The 17,309-nt window shown below is 74.2% G+C and carries 16 protein-coding genes; 9 read left to right on the plus strand and 7 right to left on the minus strand.

The features are described 5' to 3' along the window. Positions 1–311: 311 nt before the first annotated feature. Together ligA and ACGFI7_RS29360 are read right to left on the minus strand one after the other, a co-directional pair. Complete coding sequence (gene ligA, locus ACGFI7_RS29355; protein ID WP_393410090.1) at positions 312–3,689, minus strand: NAD-dependent DNA ligase LigA; 3,378 nt, start codon at positions 3,687–3,689, stop codon at positions 312–314. Continuing rightward, positions 3,686–4,129 (minus strand): hypothetical protein, encoded by a 444-nt coding sequence (locus ACGFI7_RS29360; RefSeq protein WP_393410092.1) that lies wholly within the window; start codon positions 4,127–4,129, stop codon positions 3,686–3,688. The genes ligA and ACGFI7_RS29360 overlap by 4 nt, the downstream gene beginning before the upstream one ends. An 82-nt stretch (positions 4,130–4,211) precedes the next feature. Here ACGFI7_RS29360 and ACGFI7_RS29365 point away from each other — a divergent pair, with 82 nt between their 5' ends. The 3 genes from ACGFI7_RS29365 (at position 4,212) to ACGFI7_RS29375 (ending at position 7,642) form a co-directional block, all read left to right on the plus strand. After that, complete coding sequence (locus ACGFI7_RS29365; protein WP_393410094.1) at positions 4,212–4,868, plus strand: TetR/AcrR family transcriptional regulator; 657 nt, start codon at positions 4,212–4,214, stop codon at positions 4,866–4,868. A gap of 134 nt (positions 4,869–5,002) precedes the next feature. Then, entirely contained in the window at positions 5,003–6,937 is a 1,935-nt protein-coding gene (locus ACGFI7_RS29370; RefSeq protein WP_393410096.1) for a hypothetical protein, read from the plus strand. Between the two features lie 66 nt (positions 6,938–7,003). Continuing rightward, complete coding sequence (locus ACGFI7_RS29375; protein ID WP_393410098.1) at positions 7,004–7,642, plus strand: class I SAM-dependent methyltransferase; 639 nt, start codon at positions 7,004–7,006, stop codon at positions 7,640–7,642. Here the strand turns inward: ACGFI7_RS29375 and ACGFI7_RS29380 are convergent. Genes ACGFI7_RS29380 through ACGFI7_RS29390 form a run of 3 tightly spaced genes read right to left on the minus strand, consistent with a single transcriptional unit; the run spans position 7,603 to position 9,860 of the window. Continuing rightward, positions 7,603–8,799, minus strand: coding sequence for a Cmx/CmrA family chloramphenicol efflux MFS transporter (locus ACGFI7_RS29380; RefSeq protein WP_393410100.1), 1,197 nt, complete (start codon positions 8,797–8,799; stop codon positions 7,603–7,605). The two genes, ACGFI7_RS29375 and ACGFI7_RS29380, sit on opposite strands and share 40 nt — an antisense overlap. 52 nt (positions 8,800–8,851) lie before the next feature. Beyond that, positions 8,852–9,418, minus strand: coding sequence for a TetR/AcrR family transcriptional regulator (locus ACGFI7_RS29385; RefSeq protein WP_393410102.1), 567 nt, complete (start codon positions 9,416–9,418; stop codon positions 8,852–8,854). A gap of 49 nt (positions 9,419–9,467) precedes the next feature. Continuing rightward, positions 9,468–9,860: a VOC family protein gene (locus ACGFI7_RS29390; protein ID WP_393410104.1), complete on the minus strand. Its 393-nt coding sequence runs from the start codon at positions 9,858–9,860 to the stop codon at positions 9,468–9,470. 96 nt (positions 9,861–9,956) lie between these two features. Between ACGFI7_RS29390 and ACGFI7_RS29395 the strand changes: the two genes are divergently transcribed. From ACGFI7_RS29395 to ACGFI7_RS29410, 4 genes are read left to right on the plus strand one after another with little or no spacing between them, the layout of a single operon-like run. Further along, positions 9,957–10,853, plus strand: a complete 897-nt coding sequence (locus tag ACGFI7_RS29395; RefSeq protein WP_393410106.1) for an ABC transporter ATP-binding protein — start codon at positions 9,957–9,959, stop codon at positions 10,851–10,853. Further along, the gene (locus ACGFI7_RS29400) at positions 10,850–11,611 is read left to right on the plus strand and encodes an ABC transporter permease (RefSeq protein ID WP_393410107.1); all 762 of its coding nucleotides are present in this window, start codon (positions 10,850–10,852) and stop codon (positions 11,609–11,611) included. The genes ACGFI7_RS29395 and ACGFI7_RS29400 overlap by 4 nt, the downstream gene beginning before the upstream one ends. Positions 11,612–11,622: 11 nt before the next feature. After that, the gene (locus ACGFI7_RS29405) at positions 11,623–12,729 is read left to right on the plus strand and encodes a sensor histidine kinase (RefSeq protein WP_393410109.1); all 1,107 of its coding nucleotides are present in this window, start codon (positions 11,623–11,625) and stop codon (positions 12,727–12,729) included. Continuing rightward, a complete protein-coding gene (locus ACGFI7_RS29410; RefSeq protein WP_393410111.1) occupies positions 12,720–13,364 on the plus strand; it encodes a response regulator in 645 nt (214 codons plus the stop codon). Before ACGFI7_RS29405 ends, ACGFI7_RS29410 begins: the two co-directional genes overlap by 10 nt. Here ACGFI7_RS29410 and ACGFI7_RS29415 read toward each other — a convergent pair. Continuing rightward, on the minus strand, positions 13,349–14,134 hold the full coding sequence (locus tag ACGFI7_RS29415) for an alpha/beta fold hydrolase (protein WP_393410113.1): 786 nt from the start codon (positions 14,132–14,134) through the stop codon (positions 13,349–13,351). The two genes, ACGFI7_RS29410 and ACGFI7_RS29415, sit on opposite strands and share 16 nt — an antisense overlap. Before the next feature lie 232 nt (positions 14,135–14,366). Here ACGFI7_RS29415 and ACGFI7_RS29420 point away from each other — a divergent pair, with 232 nt between their 5' ends. Beyond that, positions 14,367–15,116 carry a pentapeptide repeat-containing protein gene (locus tag ACGFI7_RS29420; protein WP_393410114.1) on the plus strand — a complete coding sequence of 250 codons (750 nt, stop codon included), beginning with the start codon at positions 14,367–14,369 and terminating at the stop codon, positions 15,114–15,116. Positions 15,117–15,123: 7 nt separating this feature from the next. Here ACGFI7_RS29420 and ACGFI7_RS29425 read toward each other — a convergent pair whose 3' ends face one another. After that, positions 15,124–16,215 carry an SAM-dependent methyltransferase gene (locus ACGFI7_RS29425; protein WP_393410116.1) on the minus strand — a complete coding sequence of 364 codons (1,092 nt, stop codon included), beginning with the start codon at positions 16,213–16,215 and terminating at the stop codon, positions 15,124–15,126. A 186-nt stretch (positions 16,216–16,401) separates the two neighbouring features. Between ACGFI7_RS29425 and ACGFI7_RS29430 the strand changes: the two genes are divergently transcribed. Next, positions 16,402–17,274 carry an AraC family transcriptional regulator gene (locus tag ACGFI7_RS29430; RefSeq protein ID WP_393410118.1) on the plus strand — a complete coding sequence of 291 codons (873 nt, stop codon included), beginning with the start codon at positions 16,402–16,404 and terminating at the stop codon, positions 17,272–17,274. The last annotated feature ends 35 nt before the right edge of the window (positions 17,275–17,309 follow it).

The raw sequence follows: 17,309 nt of genomic DNA on the forward strand, positions 1-17,309 counted from the left end.
TATACGTAGCCAAGACGGCCAGGGTGGAAACGCCACGCCAGACTTCTGAACTCGTCTCAGGATCGGGCAGATCCGGGCTCGGTGATCCAGAGCACGCCATCGCTAGATTCTCGGCAATCGCCGTACGTATCGGCGATGTCGTGCTGTTGCGGACGCCGTGGCGATCTGGCCGGGGGGCAAAATGCGCCAGCCTCGGACATATCCCATCTACCGGGTCAAAGCTTTTTGGCCATGCCCAAAGATCACCCGCCGTCACGCTCCGTACACATGAGACCGGCGGGAGGCCGTAGCGAGAGAAACGGGGCGCAGGATCAGGTGGTTGGGGTCAGGTGGTCTGCTATGAGGGTGGCGAACTCGTCGGGGGAGATGACGGTGATGCCCAGGGACTCGGCCTTGGCGCGTTTCGAACCCGCTTTCTCGCCCGCCACCAGCAGGCTCGTCTTGGCCGAGACGCTCGACGAGGACTTGCCGCCCGCCCGCTCGATCAGCTCGTTCATCTGGTTGCGCGACAGGGCCGCCAGCTCGCCCGTCATGGCGCCCGTGACCACCACGGTCTTGCCCGTGAGGGGAAGCTCGGGAGCCTCGGAGGAGGACCCGGCCCCGGTGACGCCCGGCTCGGTCATGTTGACCCCGGCGGCGACCAGTTTGGCGATCAGCGGGCGCAGCTCTTCCAGCTCCGCGACCAGGAGCGTGGCCTTCTCCGGGCCCATGCCGTCGACCTGCTGGACGGCCTCCACGTCGGCGGCCAGGATCGCGTCCATCGTGCCGAAGTGGCGGGCGATGCGGCGCGACATGGACCGGCCGGTGCCGCGCACGCCCAGCGCGCAGAACACCCGGCTCAGCGGCCTGGCGCGGGCCTGGTCGAGGGCGGCCAGGAGCTTGTCGGTGCTGGTCTCGCCCATCCGGTCGAGGCCGAGGATCTGGTCGCGGGTGAGCGTGAACAGGTCGGCGAAGTCGATGATGAGACCGGCGTCGAGGAGCTGGACGATGCGGTTCTCGGCCAGGGTCTCGATGTCGAGCTGGTCGCGGCCCGCCGCGTAGAGGATGGACGCGACCGCCCGGCAGGCGCGGCCCTGGACGCAGCGCCAGCGCTCCTGGGAACGGTCGATCTCGCCCTGGCAGTGCGGGCAGGACTCGGGGAAGGCGATCTCCGTCTCCTCGCCCGTACGCAGGTGGACCACCGGCGCCTCGACCCGGGGGATCACGTCGCCCGCCTTGTGGACCATCACGTGGTCGCCCAGCATCAGGCCGCGCCGGGCGATGTCGGCGGGGTTGTGGAGGGTGGCGTAGGTGACGGTGCTGCCGTCGAGCTCGACCGGCTCCAGCACGGCCCGGGGGGCGATGATGCCGGTGCGGCCGACGGCCCACTCGACCCCGATCAGCTTGGTGATCTTCTCGGTGGCGGGCAGCTTGTAGGCGATCGCCCAGCGCGGCGCGCGCGTGCCGAACCCGGCCTCCGCCTGGTCGGCGGCGGTGTCGGCCTTGATCACGATGCCGTCGATGCCGAACGGCAGCGTCGCCCGCGCCGCCGCCACCTCGCCGACGCGCTCCTGGATGCGCTCCACCGTCGTGGCCACGATGCCGGCCACCGGGGTCGCCGCCGTCGTCGCCACGCCCAGCCCGGCCACCAGCTCCATGATCTCGCTGTGCGGCAGCTCGCGCAGGCTCGCCGCCAGCTCGGAGTCGTCGTCCGGCGGCAGCGGCAGCGCGCTGTAGCCGAAGAAGGTCAGCTCGCAGACATACGGCCGGTCCTTGGCGCGCAGCGTGCCGGCGGCGGCGCTGCGCGGGTTGGCGAAGGTGGTGCCGTCGTGGGCCAGGCGCTTGGCACAGGCCTCGTCGAACTGCTCGGCCGTCATCAGCACCTCGCCGCGGATCTCCACGGTGACCGGCCGGGACAACCGCCTGGGCAGACCGGTGATGGTGCCGATGCCGTGGGAGACGTCCTCACCGGCGGTGCCGTCGCCGCGGGTGACGAGCTGCACCAGCCGGCCCGCGTGGTAGCGGGCCGACACCGCCATGCCGTCGAGCTTGGGCTCCACGCTGAAGGCCGCCACCGGCCGCCCCAGCCGCCGCTCCAGGCCGGCCACCCACTTGGCGAGCTGCTCGGCGGAGAACACGTTGTCGAGGCTGAGCATCGGCACCGTGTGGGGCACGTCGCCGACCACCGCGCCGCCGGCCACCTTGCCGGTCGGGGAGTCGGGCAGCACCTCGTCGGGGTGCGCGGCCTCGTAGGCCTGGATGCCGCGGAACAGCCGGTCGTAGGCGTCGTCGTCGAGCGCCGACTCACCGGCGCCGTAATAGGCGGCGTTGGCGTCGACGGCCAGCTGCACGGCCTCGGCGTAGGCCGCGCTGTCGGCGATGACGGTGTGGGGCGGGGTGTCGGTCATGGCTCCATCTTCCCAACCGCCACCGACAATTCCGCCCCTCGACCAGGGGCTCAGTAGACACGATCCCAGAGCTCGCGCAACGCGGGCTCCGGATCGAGCACCACTCCGGACTCGGCCCCGAAGCGCATCACCGGCCGCCGGTCCAGGTCGTAGGCGGGCCAGCCCGGGTCGCCGTGCGCGGCGAACGTCACCCAGGCGGCGCGCATGGCGCGGGACAGCTCCTCCGGCGGCTCCGGGCCGGTGAGCCGGTCGAACGGCGGCCGGCCGAGCCAGCGCCTCCCCGACCGGCAACCCGTACAGCTCCATGGCCGTGACCAGGACCTCCTCGCTGATGGAGGACAGCGGGACGAAGGGCACCAGCGACAGCCTGCCCTCCTCCGCGTTGGAGCCGACCATGACGTCGGCCCCGGGACCGATCAGGTCGAGCGGCCGGCCCGGCAGCGTGTCGCCGTCGACCACCGGTTGCCAGGCGGTGACGCGGGCCCCCGGCTCGCCGTTCCAGCGGCGCGGGTCGGGATGCCGCGCCAGCATGGCCATGACCGCGGCGTGCGCCTCGAGCGCCCGTTCCACCGGCACGGCGGCGATCGCCTCCAGCGTCGGCGGCACGCCCAGGACCTCCGCCAGGACGCCGCCGACGTGCCGGGCGGTCTCGGGCGTGCAGGCCAGGTTGCCCGCGCCGCTCTGCATGATCGCGCGCCGGAACAGGCCGCGCGCCCGCGGCATGGCGAGCAGCGCGCCGGTGAACATCGCCCCGGACGACTCGCCGAACACCGTGACGTTGCCCGGGTCGCCGCCGAAGGCCGCGATGTCGTCCCGTGCCCACTCCAGAGCCGCGACCTGGTCGAGCAGCGTCAGGTTGGCCGGTCCGTCGCCCAGGTGGAGCAGGCCCTCCACACCCAGCCGGTAGTGCACGGTCACCAGGACGACGCCGTCGCGGGCGAAGGCGGTGCCGTCGTAGAGGAGGGCGCTGCCGCCCTCGGTGCCGCCGCCGTGCAGCCACACCATCACCGGCAGCCCGGCCGCGCCGAGTCCGGCGGACCAGACGTTGAGGTTGAGGCAGTCCTCGCCCCGCACGACCGGGTAGAACCCGTCGGCCTCCGGCGGCATCGGGAACTCCGGCTGCGGCGCCGTCGGCCCGGACTCCGTCGCCTCGCGTACCCCGTCCCAGGGCTCGACCGGCCGCGGCGGCCGGAACCGGCGGGGTCCGAACGGCGGCATCGCGTACGGGATGCCCTTGAAGACGTGCACCCCGTCGCGGGTCAGACCGCGCACGCGGCCCGAGCGGGTGCGGACGACCGTCATGGCCGCCACACCCGTGCGACCGCCACCGCCCCGGCCGCCACGGGCAGCGCCCCGAGCGTCCCGTAAAGGTACGGGACCACGTTCTCGTACGCCCCGCCCGACAGCGACAGGGTGGTCAGCGCGATCACGGCGCCGAGTGCGAACAGGACCGTGGTGACCACGCGGGCCCAGCGCGCTCCGGCGGCGACGGCGCGGATCGCCACCAGCCAGCCGGCGACGCCCAGCGCGCCGATGACGGTCAGGGCGATGACGATGGCGTCGCGGTCCATGGCCACCAGGTCGGCGGACCACTGCGGGTACGCGGCCCGGACGTGGCCGGTCAGGCTGTCGAGCGTGACCAGGTCGATCAGCGGGACGGCCGTGGCCAGCACGGTCAGCCCCAGCCCGGCCTTGAGCGCGCCGAGAGCGCGGGGCGGCGTCGCGGTGAGGGACACCGGCATCACCAACCTCCTTCTTACGGTGTAAGTTTCGCTTTCCACGCTAGACTTACGCCGTAAGATTCGTCAAGCGGAGGAGCCGCCCATGCCCGGCAACCGGACGCGCGGCCAGCGGGCCGGCCTCACCCGCTCGGCCATCCTGGAAGCCGCCCTCGCCCTGGCCGACCGCGAGGGGCTCAAGGCCCTGTCCATGCGACGGCTCGGCGCGGAGCTGGGCGTGGAGGCGATGACCCTCTACCACCACGTCCCCGGCAAGGACGCGCTGCTCGACGGGCTGGTCGAGCAGTTGCTCACCCGGGTCGCGCCGCCGGTGTTCGAGTCCGGGTCCTGGCGGGACGGGCTGCGCGGCTACGCCGACGCCCTGCTCGCCGCGCTGCTCGCGCACCCCCACCTGATCCCGCTCGTCGTCACCCGGCCCGCCGTGACCCCCGCCAACCTGCGCGCCATGGAGTCCGGGCTGGCCTTTCTGCGCGGGGCGGGGTTCCCGCCCGCGACGGCGCTCGACATGCTGTACGCGGTGATCGGGTTCGTCGTCGGCCACGCCGCGATCCAGGTGTCCAGCGGCCCGGCGGGGGAGTTCGGCCAGGAGCGGCTGCTGGACGGGCTCGATCCGGCCGAGTTCCCGCTCCTCGCCGGGGCGGTGCGTGACGGGCGTGAGCCGCGGTCACGGTTCGGCTTCGCGCTGGAGGCCATGCTGTCGGGGTTCGAGCCGGCCCGCGAGACCGATCACCGGCCGGTCTGAGCGTCCTGGCGGAGGCCATATCCGCGCAGACCGTCCCCCTGGCCGCGTGTCACGGCATGGTGCTTTGACCTGGGCCCCGGCCGAGCCCCACAGTGATTCCCCGTAATCGCTGATCATCGCGGCGGGGGCGGTACGTGGGCGGAGTCGGTGGTCAGGCGGTGGCGGTCGTGGGGGCCGCGTGCCGCCTGCCGGGTGGGATCGCGGATCTCGGCGCGCTGTGGGCGGCGCTCGACACCGGGCTCTCGTCGGTCGGGGAGGGGCTGCCCGAGGGGTTCGACGCCGGCTACTTCGGGCTGACCGCGCACGAGGCCGCGCGGCTGGCCCCCGGCGACCCGGTGCTGCTGGAGCTGGTGGTGGAGGCACTCGACGACGCCGGTCTCGACGGGGCCGGGGCGGGGGTGTACACCGGCGGGGGCGGGCACGAGGCGGTGCGCCGCCATCTCGGCCCCGGTCCCGGCCGGTCGTGCCCGGGTTCGCTGGCGGCGCTGGAACGGGCCTGCCGCGCGGTGCACGACGGCGAGGTACGGCTCGCGCTCGCCGCCGGAGTGGACATCGGCCCGTACGGCGAGGCGTGGAGCGGCGGCGCGCTGGTGCTCAAGCGCCTCGGCGACGCGCTCGCCGGACGCGACCGCATCCACGGCGTCCTCGCCGGCTGGGGGAGCGGTCCGGTCGAGGAGCAGGAGAAGCTCGTCCGCGAGCTGTACGAGCGAGCGCGGGTCGATCCGGACGAGCTGGTGTACGTGGAGGCCGGGGCCGGGCATCACGCGGCGCTCGGCCGGGCCCTGGCGATGGGACGCGAGACCCCGCTGCCGGTGGGCGAGGGCCCGGCGAACGGGATCCTGGCCGTGGTCAAGGCCATGCTGGTGCTCCGGCACCGCCGCACGCCCGGCTCCTTCGGGGAGAGCGTGGCCGCGGGAACGCCGGGTCCCGCGCTCGATGGTGTGCAGGCGCGGCTGGCGCCCGTGATGGCGGGGCCGGCGGCGAGCGGGTTCGTGGGGGTGCACGGCTCCGGGGGCGAGGGCGGGGCGCACGTCATCGTCGCGCCGGCCCCCGCCGACCTGGGGCGGGTGGTACGGCAGCGGGGAGCGCTGCCGGTCACCGTGTCCGCCAGGTCGCAGCAGGCGCTGGGGGAGGCGGTGCGGCGGACGGCGGAGCGGTTGCGCTCGGCCTCCCCTGACGAGTTCTACGACCTGGCCTACACCTCGTGCGCCCGCCGGTCGCGGCACCCGTACCGGCGGGTGGTGCTGGCGGACGACCCGTCGGCGGCGGCGCGGGCGCTGGCCGGCGGGGTGCGGCAGGCGGTCAGGGACGGGCGGGTGGCCTTCGCGTACACCGGGGACTTCCTCGCGGTCGCGCGGGCCGGGCTGCCGGTCGACGACCGGGTCTTCAGGTCGGCGGTGGACCGGGTGGACGCCGCGCTGACCCCGGCCCTGGGCTGGTCCGTGCGCGCGGCCCTGCCGGGGATCGGGGAGGGCGCGCCGGTCCCGGACCTGACCGGGTGCGGAGCGGCGGAAGGGCCGGTGGCGGCGCGGCGGGCGGCGGTGGTGTTCGCGGTGCACGTCGCGGTGACCAAGATGCTGGCCGCCCGCGGCATCCGACCGGCCGCCGCCTTCGGCCAGGACCCGGGCGGTCCCACCGGTCGCGGAGGACATCTCGCCGCCGCCTGGGCCGCCGGGCGGATGACCTTGGAGGACGTCGCCCGTGCCCTGGCCGCCCACCCCTGCGCCGGATCGGCGGCCTCGCACGACCCCCCGCTCGGCCCGGTCGCCGGGGCCTGCCGGGCGGTGGAGGACCTGACCGAAGGCGGGGTGGAGCTGTTCGTCGAGGTGGGGCCGGGGCTCGGGCCGGTGATCCGCAGGAGCGCGCCCCGGCCGCCGGTGGTCGTCACCGTGCTGGCCGCCGGCCGCGACGGCGTCGACGAGGCGGCCGGTGAGCTGATCGAGGCGGGCGCCGACGCCGACTGGGACGCCGTGTTCCCCCGTCCGGGCCGGGTGGCCGGGCTGCCCGCCTATCCGTGGCAGCGGCTCGCGCCGCTGCCGCTCGCGCGGCGATCACATCATGCAGGATGAGAAACGGCCGGAGTTCCGCTGCGAGGGAGGGCCCGCGTGCGACCTGTCGAACGTGTCGGAGACCTTGTGCACCGGACCGCCTTCCGCACGCTCTCGCTGCTGGGCTCCCGTGGCCAAGGCGCTCTCCTGCGCCGCTACTTCGACTGGTGGCACCGCAACCCCGACCCCTGGCGCATGGGGACGGACGCGTACGAACAGGCCAAGTACGCGGCCACCCTCACCCAGGTCCCCGTGCGCCCCTACCGGCGGATCCTGGAGGTCGGCTGCAGCGAGGGCGTGTTCACCGGGCTGCTGCTGGACGCCTTCCCGGACGCCGAGATCACCGGGCTCGACATCTCGGAGCGGGCGCTGGCCAGGGCGGCCGAGCGGGTGACCGGGCACGACGGCCGGACCCGGCTGATGGCCGCCGACATCCTCACCTTCGCCTCCGACCAGCCCTACGACCTGGTGTTCTGCGCCGAGACGCTCTACTACCTGGGCCGCCGCGACCGGCTGAAGCGGGCCAGCGAGCAACTGACCCGCCTGCTCGCCCCCGGCGGGGTGCTGGTGCTCGTGCACCCGTGGCCGGAGGCGCGACGGCTGCACCGGTTCGTGTCGGCCGGGCCGCTGTCCCAGGTGAGCGAGCTGGTGGAGAACGCGGCGCACCGGCCGTTCTCGGTCTGCGTCTATGAGGCGGGGACGGCCGGCTCGACCGGCGCCGGCTGAACGACGGGCCCCCGCGTCATCCTGGCCACGGCCACCGTGGCCAGCGCCAGCAGGCCGAGCGCCGCCCCGATCCAGCCGGTCGACGGGTAGCCGTACCCCGCGTCCAGCGCCAGCCCGCCCAGCCAGGGGCCCACGGTGATGCCGACGTTGAAGGCCGCCACGTTCACCGACGCGGCCAGCGCCGGAGCGCCCGCGGCCAGCGCGAACACGCGGGTGTTCAGCGCCGGGTTGACGGCGAACCCGAACCCGCCCAGCAGGAACGCCAGCGGCACCGCCGCCCACGCCGCCGTCGCGCCCAGCCCGATCCCCGCCGACACCAGCGTGACGCCGGTCAGCCCGGCGAACAGCAGGGCGAACGGCCGCAGGTCCGCCACCCGGCCGCCGAGCGTGATCCCGATCAGCGAGCCCAGCCCGTACAGGGCGAGCACGCCCGCCACCCAGCCCGGCGCCAGCCCTGTGGTGTCCACGAGCAGCGCCGCGAGATAGGCGAAGGTGACCAGCACGGCGGCGGTGGAGACGGCGGTGGTCGCGCAGGCCAGCCAGACCGACGGCCGGGCGAGCGCGCGTGCCTGGGCCCGCAGGGACAGCTCCTGGCCGGAGGCCGACTGCGGGCGGGTGGCCGGGACGGTGGCGAGCACCCCGGCCGCGGCCAGCGCCGACAGCGCCGCCACCGCCCAGAAGGCGGCGCGCCAGCCCAGGTTCTGCCCCACGAGCGTGCCCGCGGGCAGGCCGAGCAGGGTCGCCACGGTGAGCCCGCCCGCCACCACGCTCATCGCCCGGCCCCGGGCGCCGTCGGGCACCAGCCTGATCGCGGTCACGGCCGCCACCGCCCAGAATCCGGCGTACACGAACGCCCCCACCACCCGGGTCGCCAGCAGCACCCCGTAGGAGGAGGTCAGCGCGCCCGCCACGTGCGAGCCGGCGAACACCGCCATGAAGGCCAGCAGCGCGGTGCGGGGCGGCCAGCGCAGCGTCAGCACGGCCAGCACCGGGGCGCCCACCAGCATCCCCACCGCGAAACCGGAGATCAACAGGCCCGCGTCAGGCACGGACACGCCCAGGTCGGCTGCCATCTCCGGCAGCAGCCCCGCGAGCATCAGCTCCGAGGTGCCCTGGGCGAAGATGGCCACGCCCAGGATGTAGACGGCCAACGGCACAGAAATCCCCTCCAATTTTAGATAGATCAGTACAAAACAAGGGCAGAAAAACTCAGAAGACCTGCAGCGCGGTCGTGGCGATGGCCTCCAGGCTGGCCCGGTCACTGCCGCCGCGCGCGGCCACCCGCATGCCTCCGATCGTCGCCATGAGGAAGGCGGCGAGCGCGGCCGGATCCCGGTCGGGGGCCAGCTCGCCCTCGGCCCGCGCGGCCGCGAACGCGTCGCGCAGCCTGGCCACCCGCTCCTGCTGGTGACGCCTGGCCGGCTCGGCCATCTCCGGATCGCGCGGCCCCAGCTCCACGAGGGTGTTGACGACCATGCACCCCGCCGGGTCGGGGTGGTCGACCGCGTCCCACAGCAGCAAGCGCACCTTCTCCCTGATCGGGAGCTCGCTCTCCAGCAGCTCCGACAGCTGGGCGTCCATCTGCTCCATGTAGCGGCGCAGCGCCTTCGCGAACAGCTCACGCTTGCTCTCGAAGGCGTTGTAGACGCTGCTGCGCCCCAGCCCGGTGGCGGCGCACAGGTCCTGCGTCGAGGTGGCCTCGTAGCCGGCCGCCCAGAACGCCCGCATCGCCGCCTCTACGGCCTGCTCCTCCTCGAACGTCCTCGGTCGCGCCATGTCCCGTACGGTAGCGTTTTGGACTGATCTGTGCAATACGGGAACCCGGTCACTTGTGGCAGACGACCTCCAGCATCACGCCGTCGGCGTCCTCCCAGAAGGAGGCGTAGTGGGCGGGACCGTACTGCGGGAACTCCTGGGGGGTGCTGATCACGTTGGCGCCCTGCCGCACCGCCCAGTCGTGCAGGCGGTCCACGTCCTCGCGGGTTCGCACCATGAAGGCCAGGTGCTGAAGACCGGGACGGTGGCGGGAGTAGCCGCCGTCCTCCAGCGCCGGATAGAAGAACAGGTATGTTCCCGGCTTGCCGCCCGCCGGACGGTAGGAGAACTCGTCGTCCGCCGCGAAGAAGCTCTCGAAGCCGACCAGGGGCATGAACGCGTCGTAGTAGGCCCGGGCACGGGCGAGGTCCCGGACGTTCACCCCGATATGACCGAGGGGCACCGAACGATCTTAGAACGGCCGTTACGGGAATCCGCCATACGAGTCGGCGGGCGGCCCCGTGGTCGCGGACTTCGTGCCCGCCTACCGTGAGAGCACATGATCACCCTTGACCGGCTCACCAAACGGTACGGCGAGCGCACCGCCGTCGACGGGCTCACCGTGGAGGTGAAGCCCGGCGCCGTCACCGGATTCCTCGGCCCGAACGGCGCGGGCAAGTCCACCACGATGCGCATGATCCTCGGCCTGGACCGGCCCACCTCCGGCACCGCGCTCGTCGGCGGCGTCCCGTACCACCGGCTGGACAGGCCGTTGCGCACGGTCGGCGCGCTGCTCGACGCCCGCGCCGTGCACCCCGGCCGCAGCGGCAGGGCGCACCTGCTGGCGCTCGCCCGCGCCAACGGCATCCCCGCGACCCGCGTCCCCAGGGTGCTGGAGCGGGTCGGGCTGGAGTCGGTGGCCGGCAAGCGGGCCGGGACGTACTCGCTGGGCATGAGCCAGCGCCTGGGCATCGCGGCGGCGCTGCTCGGCGACCCGCAGGTGCTGATGTTCGACGAACCCGTCAACGGGCTGGACCCGGACGGGGTGCGCTGGGTGCGCGAGCTGATGCGGTCGCTGGCCGACGAGGGCCGCACCGTGTTCGTCTCCAGCCACCTCATGAGCGAGATGCAGCTCACCGCCGACCACCTCGTGGTGATCGGCAAGGGACGGCTGCTCGCCGACGCCCCGCTGTCGCGGCTGCTGGCGGCCACCGAGGTGCTGGTCCGCACCCCGCACGCGGGCGACCTCGCGGCGACCCTGGCCGCCGCTGGGCTGGAAACCGTCCGGCGCGGCGAGAACGAGCTGGTCGTGACCGGCGCGAGCGTGGACCGGGTCGGCGACCTCGCGTTCGAGGCCGGGGTGCGGCTGCACGAGCTGAGCCCCCGCGAGCCCTCGCTGGAGCAGGCGTTCCAGGAGCTCACGGTCGGCAGCGTGGAGTACGGGGTGGCGCGATGAGGAACGCGATGGCGGCGGAGTGGGTCAAGCTCAGGTCGATCCGCTCCACCTGGTTCTGCCTGGCCGCGGGCGTGGTGGTGAGCGCCCTGGGCGCCGTCACCCTGGGCGGGGCGGCGGCGATGGAGGGGGCGCCGGTTCAGGCGACCGAGCCCGTGGTGTCGGTGGTGCTGTTCTCCCAGTACGCGGCGCTGACGCTGGCCGTGCTGGCCGTCACCACCGAGTACGCCTCCGGCACCATCAGGCCGACCCTGCAGGCGGTGCCGGTGCGCGGGCGGATGCTGGCGGCCAAGTCGCTCGTGGTGGCGCCGCTGCTGTTCGCCGCCGGGGTGCTGACCGGGGCGGTCGCCGCCCTGGCCACCTACCTGGTGCTGCTCGCGCCGGTGTTCCCCACCGTGCCCGTGCTCGAGCCCGCCGAGACCGCGGCCGACCTGCTGCGCCTGGGCGTCTTCCACGCGCTGATCGGGGTGCTGGCGGTGGGGGCGAGCGCGGCGCTGCGCGGCTCCGCCGGGGCGCTCGCGGTGTTGTTCATGGCGACGCTCGGACTGCCGCTGCTGCTGGTGATGACCGGCAGCTCCGTCGCGGTGGAGGTGTCGCTGCGGCTGCCGACGTTCGCCGGGATGGCGTTCCTGGAGAGCACGGACAACCTCACCGGCGGGGCGCTCCCGTACCCGCCCGGCGAGGGCCTGGCCTGGCTCGCCGCCTGGACCGCGCTGGCCGTCGCCGCAGGTTACGCGGTGCTGCGCCGCCGCGACGCCTAGACTGCGCAGCCGTGGACGTCATCCTGCGCAGGATCGCCGGGGTGCTGACCGGGGTGGTCACCGGGGTGGCCGCGCTGCTGCTCCTGCCGGCCTGGCCCGCCCGGGCGCGCTGGGCGCCGCGGCTGCTGGCGCTGGAACGCGCCCGGCTGCGGGCCCTGCTCGGGTACGACACCGAGGCGGACGGGGCGGGCGCCGGCTACCTCGCCGCGCGCGCGGTCGTCGGCCTGGCCGGCGGCTATCTCTTCCTGTCCACCTCCTTCGTGGGCGTGCTGTTCCTGACCGGCGCGGTGGGGGCCATGGCGACCGGCACGACCACCCCGGTGGAGCTGCGCTTCCCCGGCATCAACCTGACCACCGACAGCATGATCATCGGGTTGAGCTGCGCCGTCGTCGTGCTCGCCGGGGCGGCGCTCTGCTGCTGGGCCACGGTGGCCGCCGAGCGCCTCCTGGCCGCGCGCTTCCTCGGCCCCGGCGAGCAGGAGCTGATGCGGCGGCGCATCGCCGAGCTGACCACGTCACGCTCCGGCATCGTCCGCGCGGTCGACGACGAGCGCCGCCGCATCGAACGCGACCTGCACGACGGCGTCCAGCAGCGCGGCGTCGCCCTGGCCATGCTGCTCGGCCGCGCCCGCCACCGCCCGGACGACGCCGCCGCCCTGGTCGACCAGGCCTACGCCGAGTCCCGCCGGCTCCTCGACGAGCTGCGCAGCGTGGCCTGGCGCGTCTATCCGACCGCGCTCGACGAACTGGGGCTGCGCGCCGCGCTGTCCGGCGTGGCCGAGCGCTCGCCCGTACCCGTGACCCTGCACTACGGGCTCGACGGGCGGCCGGCGCCGGAGGTGGAGACCGCGCTCTACTTCGTCGCCAGGGAGGCGATCACCAACGCGGTCAAGCACGCCCGCGCCCGTGACATCCTGGTCGTGCTCGGCGAGGACGGGAAGGCGGTGCGGGTGGACATCTCCGACGACGGCGCGGGCGGGGCCGACCCGTCCGGCGGCGGCCTGGCCGGGCTGGCCCGCCGGGTGCTCGCCCTCGACGGCACGTTCGAGGTCGACAGCCCGGCCGGCGGCGGCACCCGCGTGCGCGCCACGCTGCCCAGGGAGCCGGCGTGCGGCTGATCCTGGCCGAGGACTCCGTGCTGCTCCGCGAGGGCCTGGCCGGGCTGCTGCGCGAGTCCGGGCACGACGTCGTGGCCGCGGTCGGCGACGCGCCCGCCCTGGTCGAGGCCGTCGCCGCGCACCGGCCCGACGTGGCCGTGGTGGACGTGCGGATGCCGCCGACCCACACCGACGACGGGCTGCGCGCCGCGCTGCGCATCCGCGAGAGCTGGCCGGAGGTGGGCGTGCTGGTGCTGTCGCAGTACGTCGACAAGACCTACGCGGCCCAGCTGCTGGCCGGATCCGGTGACCGGCTGGGCTACCTCCTCAAGGACCGGGTGTCGGAGGTGGCCGAGTTCCTCGACTCGCTGGAGCGGGTGCACGCCGGCGGCACCGTGATCGACCCGGAGGTGGTCCGCCAGCTGCTGGCCCGCACCGGCCGGGCCGACCCGCTGAGCAGGCTCACCGGCCGCGAGCGCGAGGTGCTCCACCGGCTGGCGCAGGGCTACGCCAACGGGGCGATCGCCGCGTCTCTCCACGTGTCGTTGAGCACGGTCGAGAAGCACATCCAGGCCATCTTCGACAAGCTGGAGCTGCCGGCCGCCCCCGCCTACAGCCGGAGGGTGCTGGCGATCCTCCGCTATCTGGACGACTGACCACCCGCGGCCTGAACGTCCGCCCAGAAATCGGTGAGACGGCGGGCGGCCCGCTCCGGGTCCTGGGTCAGCCACCAGTGGCCGAGTCCTTCGAGCGTCTCGACCCGGGCGCCGGCCCGCTCGGCGGAGCGCCGCCGCTGTTCGGGCGTCCCCACCACGTCGTCCTCGGTGGCGAGCAACGCGAGCCCCGGCCGCCGCGCCGCGTCTTCCAGCCGCCGGCCGAGCTCGGCCATCACCGGTTGCGCGGCCGACCGGTAGAGAGCGAGGGAGGCCCGGCCCATCGTCTCGTCCTGACCCTCCACGACCTGCCTCGCCACCTGGTCGCCCATCCCGAGCTTGACGAAGGTCGCGACCCGTACCTCGTCCGTCGGGCCGAACGGCGCCAGCGCTGCCGCCTCGGTGGCGTCCGGCGCCTGCAGCTTCCGCGCGATCCCGTGCCAGCCGTACTCAGGGTCGAACAGGCCGATCACATCGCTGACCCAGCTGCGCACCAGCCCCGGGCGGCTGATCACCGCGTTCACCGCGTGCACGCCTCCCCAGTCGTGACCGACCAGGTCGACCGGCTCCGTGAACCCCGCCAGCTCGTCGATCAGCCAGTCACGGTAGGCGGTGACGGTGCAGTCGAACCCGGCCGGGACGGGCGCGCCGAAACCGGGCGGGGACAGGCGGATCAGATCGGCCCGGTCGAGGCCGGCGCGTTCGAGCTCCGCGAGCAACGGGCCCCACACCGCCGCCGTTTCGGGGAAGCCGTGGACGAAGACCTTGGGCATCTGAACTCCTGTCGTAGGGGTGTACCGGGCCAACTTACTGATCACCCGGGCTCCTCCTGCTGACAGGACAACCGATCTCTTCTCGCCCGTATCATGGAGGCCGGTCGGGAAGGGCCTTCTTCGGCAAGCCGGAGCGGCCGGTGCCGCCCGATCTGGACGACTGACCCCGGGGGCGACGACGCGCGTGCACGATCTCAGAGCCGACTGCGCGAACTGCTCTGGACTGTGCTGCGTGGCGCTGCCCTTCTCCCGCTCCGCCGACTTCGCCGTCGACAAGGCGGCCGGCGAGCCGTGCCGCAACCTCGGGGCCGACTTCCGCTGCGGCATCCACCGCGACCTGCGGCGCAAGGGATTCCCTGGATGCGTCGCCTACGACTGCTTCGGCGCCGGGCAGAAGGTCTCCCAGGTCGTGTACGAGGGTCACGACTGGCGGCGGCGGCCCGGGTCAGCCCGCGAGATGTTCGCCGTCTTCCCCGTGGTGCGGCAGCTGCACGAGCTGCTGTGGTACCTCGCCGAGGCGCTCGCGCTGCCCGCCGCCCGGCCCCTGCACGCCGACCTGCGGGCGCTCCAGGAGGAGACCGAGCGGCTCACCCGCGGCGCCCCCGAGGAGATCCTCGCCGTCGACGTGGCCGCCTGCCGCGAACGGGTCAACCCGCTGCTGCTGCGCGCCAGCGAGCTGGCCCGCGCCGGGCTGCGCGGCAAGAACCGCAGGGGAGCCGACCTCATGGGCGCCAACCTCAAGGGAGCCGACCTGCGCGGCGCCGACCTGCGTGGCGCCTACTTGATCGGCGCCCGGCTCAAGGGCGCCGATCTGCGGCAGGCCGACCTCATCGGGGCCGATCTGCGCGGCGCCGACCTGAGCGGCGCGGACCTCACCGGCAGTCTCTTCCTCACCCGGTCCCAGGTCGGCGCCGCCCAGGGCGACGCCGCCACCAAACTGCCGCCGGCCCTCGAACACCCGGCCCACTGGACCGGGCGCTGACCGGACGTCAGCCGTCCAGCCGGTAGAAACGGAAGAAGTCGTTCTCCACCGGCAGCACCTCGCAGCGGGCGAAGCCGGCGGCGGACGCGTGCTCCCGTACCGTGTCCGCGCGGATCACCGCGCCGGTCGCGGCCGTCGGCTGCTCCACCAGCTGGGTGGGCAGGCAGTGCGTGACGCTCCACCCGTACATCAGCCGCTCCACCGGGTCGCCGGGCGCGGTGAACGTGTCCGCCACCCGCTCGTCGGCGACCAGGACCGCCCCGCCTTCGGTCAGCGCGGCACGCATCGCGCGCAGCGCCTCCACCGGCCGCGCCAGGTCGTGCAGCGCCTCCAGGATGATCACCAGGTCGTACGGGCCGGTCTCCGGCAGCCGGGTCACGTCGGCGTGCAGCACCCGGATCCGGTCGTCGAGCCCGGCCTCCTCGGCGTTGGCGCGCGCGTCGGTGACGGAGGCCGCGTCCAGGTCCAGGCCGTCCACCCGGGCGTTGGGGAACGCGCGGGCCAGCGCGAGCGTGGACCAGCCCTGGCCGCACCCGACGTCGGCCACCCGCGGGGCGGGCGCGGAGCGCAGCCGCTCGGCCACGTCCGGCAGGGCCCGCAGCCACTCACCGGTCAGGTCGTGGGTGAAGGCGGGCCGGTTGATGTGGCCCTGCCCGTGCCGGAACGCGCGCCCGTACGAGGAGTACGGGACGCCGCCGCCGGTCCGGTACGCGTGCGCGACCAGGTCGAGCACGCCGCCGATGCCGGCCACCAGGTGCCCGAACGGGGCGACGTACGCCGGGTCGTCGGCGTGCACCAGCACCCGGGCGTGCTCGGGCGGCAGGGAGAAACGGCGCTCGCCGGCGGCCTGCTCCTCGACGTCGAGGAACGCGGCGACGGCCTGCTGCTCCAGCCACTCGCGGGCGTACCGCGGCGCGATGCCGGCCGCGGACGCGAGTTCGCCGGGCGTGAGCGGGCCCCGCTCGTGCAGCACCTGGTACAGACCGAGTTCGGCGCCCAGATACACGGAGTAGAGCTCCAGGGCGCCGATCGTGCTCTCGAACAACCGGTCCGTCAGGCGGCCGGTGCGCTCGGCGTCGATGATGAGGTCAGTGGGCATGACAGAGATCTCGCTTTCGTTCAGTAACAGCCGCGGATCAGGATTTACCCACTCGACCTGCGATAACAGGGAAAAGTACGTGTATCAGGGGAGTCCTGCCGTGACAGGCGTCACAGTTGCCGGAAGACGCCTGATCCGCCAGGATGCTCCGGGTTTGCGGGAGCGTCTCCCGTTATGCTCCCCGGCATGGACGTGCTGTCGGACGCGGTCGCCGCGGCGCGGGCCGGTCGCCCGCACGCCAGCCGCGTCATCAGGAAGGTGCCCTTCGCCGACAGCATCCCGGCGGGGGAGGGCGCCGGGTTCCACCTCGTGCTGCAGGGCTCCTGCGTCCTGCTGGGCCCGGACGCCGAGCCGGCGGCGCTCGCGGTGGGCGACGTGGCGTTCCTGCCCAGGGCCGCCGCGCACCGGCTGACCGCCGGCCCGGCCGCGCAGCCCGGCGGCACGACCGTGCTGCTGTCCGGCGGCTACCGGCTGGACCGCGAGCGGGCGCACCCGCTGCTCGCCGAGCTGCCCGAGATCATGCACCTGCCCGCGAAGGTGGGCCGCGACCCGGCGCTGCACGCCACCGTCGACCTGCTCGGCCATGAGCTCGACGGGCCCCCGGGACCCGGCGGCGACGCGGCCCTTCCCGCGCTGCTCGACCTGCTGCTGCTCTACATCCTGCGCGCCTGGCTGGCGGAGCGGACCGGCGGCTGGGCGGCGGCCCTGGGCGACCCCGCCGTGGCCGCGGCCCTGCGCGCCGTGCACGCCGACCCCGCCAGGCCGTGGACCGTCGAGGAACTGGGCCGGCGGGGCGGGCTGTCCAGGGCGGCGTTCGCCCGGAGGTTCAACGCGCTGGTGGGACGGCCGCCGCTGGCCTACCTCACCTGGTGGCGCCTCGCCACCGCGGCCCGCCTGCTCCGCGACACCGACACGCCGCTCACGGCCATCGCCGGCCAGGTCGGCTACGGCTCCGAGCACGCGCTCGCGCACGCCTTCAAGCGGGAGTACGGCCTGGCCCCGGGCGCCTACCGCCGAGACGCGCCAGGCCGGACGCCACCTCCGGCCGCAAGCAGGTAACACCACCCCGTGGCCGGACGCCGATGAAGGCGCCC

The sequence above is a fragment of the Nonomuraea sp. NPDC048826 genome (assembly GCF_043198225.1).
GTDB lineage: Bacteria > Actinomycetota > Actinomycetes > Streptosporangiales > Streptosporangiaceae > Nonomuraea.

Excerpts from the sequence above, each read along its gene's own strand:
- ligA (WP_393410090.1), bottom strand. The coding sequence starts at position 3,689 with ATGACGGTCGTCCGCACCCGCTCGGGCCGCGTGCGCGGTCTGACCCGC.
- ACGFI7_RS29360 (WP_393410092.1), bottom strand. The coding sequence starts at position 4,129 with ATGCCGGTGTCCCTCACCGCGACGCCGCCCCGCGCTCTCGGCGCGCTC.
- ACGFI7_RS29365 (WP_393410094.1), top strand. The coding sequence starts at position 4,212 with ATGCCCGGCAACCGGACGCGCGGCCAGCGGGCCGGCCTCACCCGCTCG.
- ACGFI7_RS29385 (WP_393410102.1), bottom strand. The coding sequence starts at position 9,418 with ATGGCGCGACCGAGGACGTTCGAGGAGGAGCAGGCCGTAGAGGCGGCG.
- ACGFI7_RS29395 (WP_393410106.1), top strand. The coding sequence starts at position 9,957 with ATGATCACCCTTGACCGGCTCACCAAACGGTACGGCGAGCGCACCGCC.
- ACGFI7_RS29400 (WP_393410107.1), top strand. The coding sequence starts at position 10,850 with ATGAGGAACGCGATGGCGGCGGAGTGGGTCAAGCTCAGGTCGATCCGC.
- ACGFI7_RS29415 (WP_393410113.1), bottom strand. The coding sequence starts at position 14,134 with ATGCCCAAGGTCTTCGTCCACGGCTTCCCCGAAACGGCGGCGGTGTGG.
- ACGFI7_RS29425 (WP_393410116.1), bottom strand. The coding sequence starts at position 16,215 with ATGCCCACTGACCTCATCATCGACGCCGAGCGCACCGGCCGCCTGACG.
- ACGFI7_RS29430 (WP_393410118.1), top strand. The coding sequence starts at position 16,402 with ATGGACGTGCTGTCGGACGCGGTCGCCGCGGCGCGGGCCGGTCGCCCG.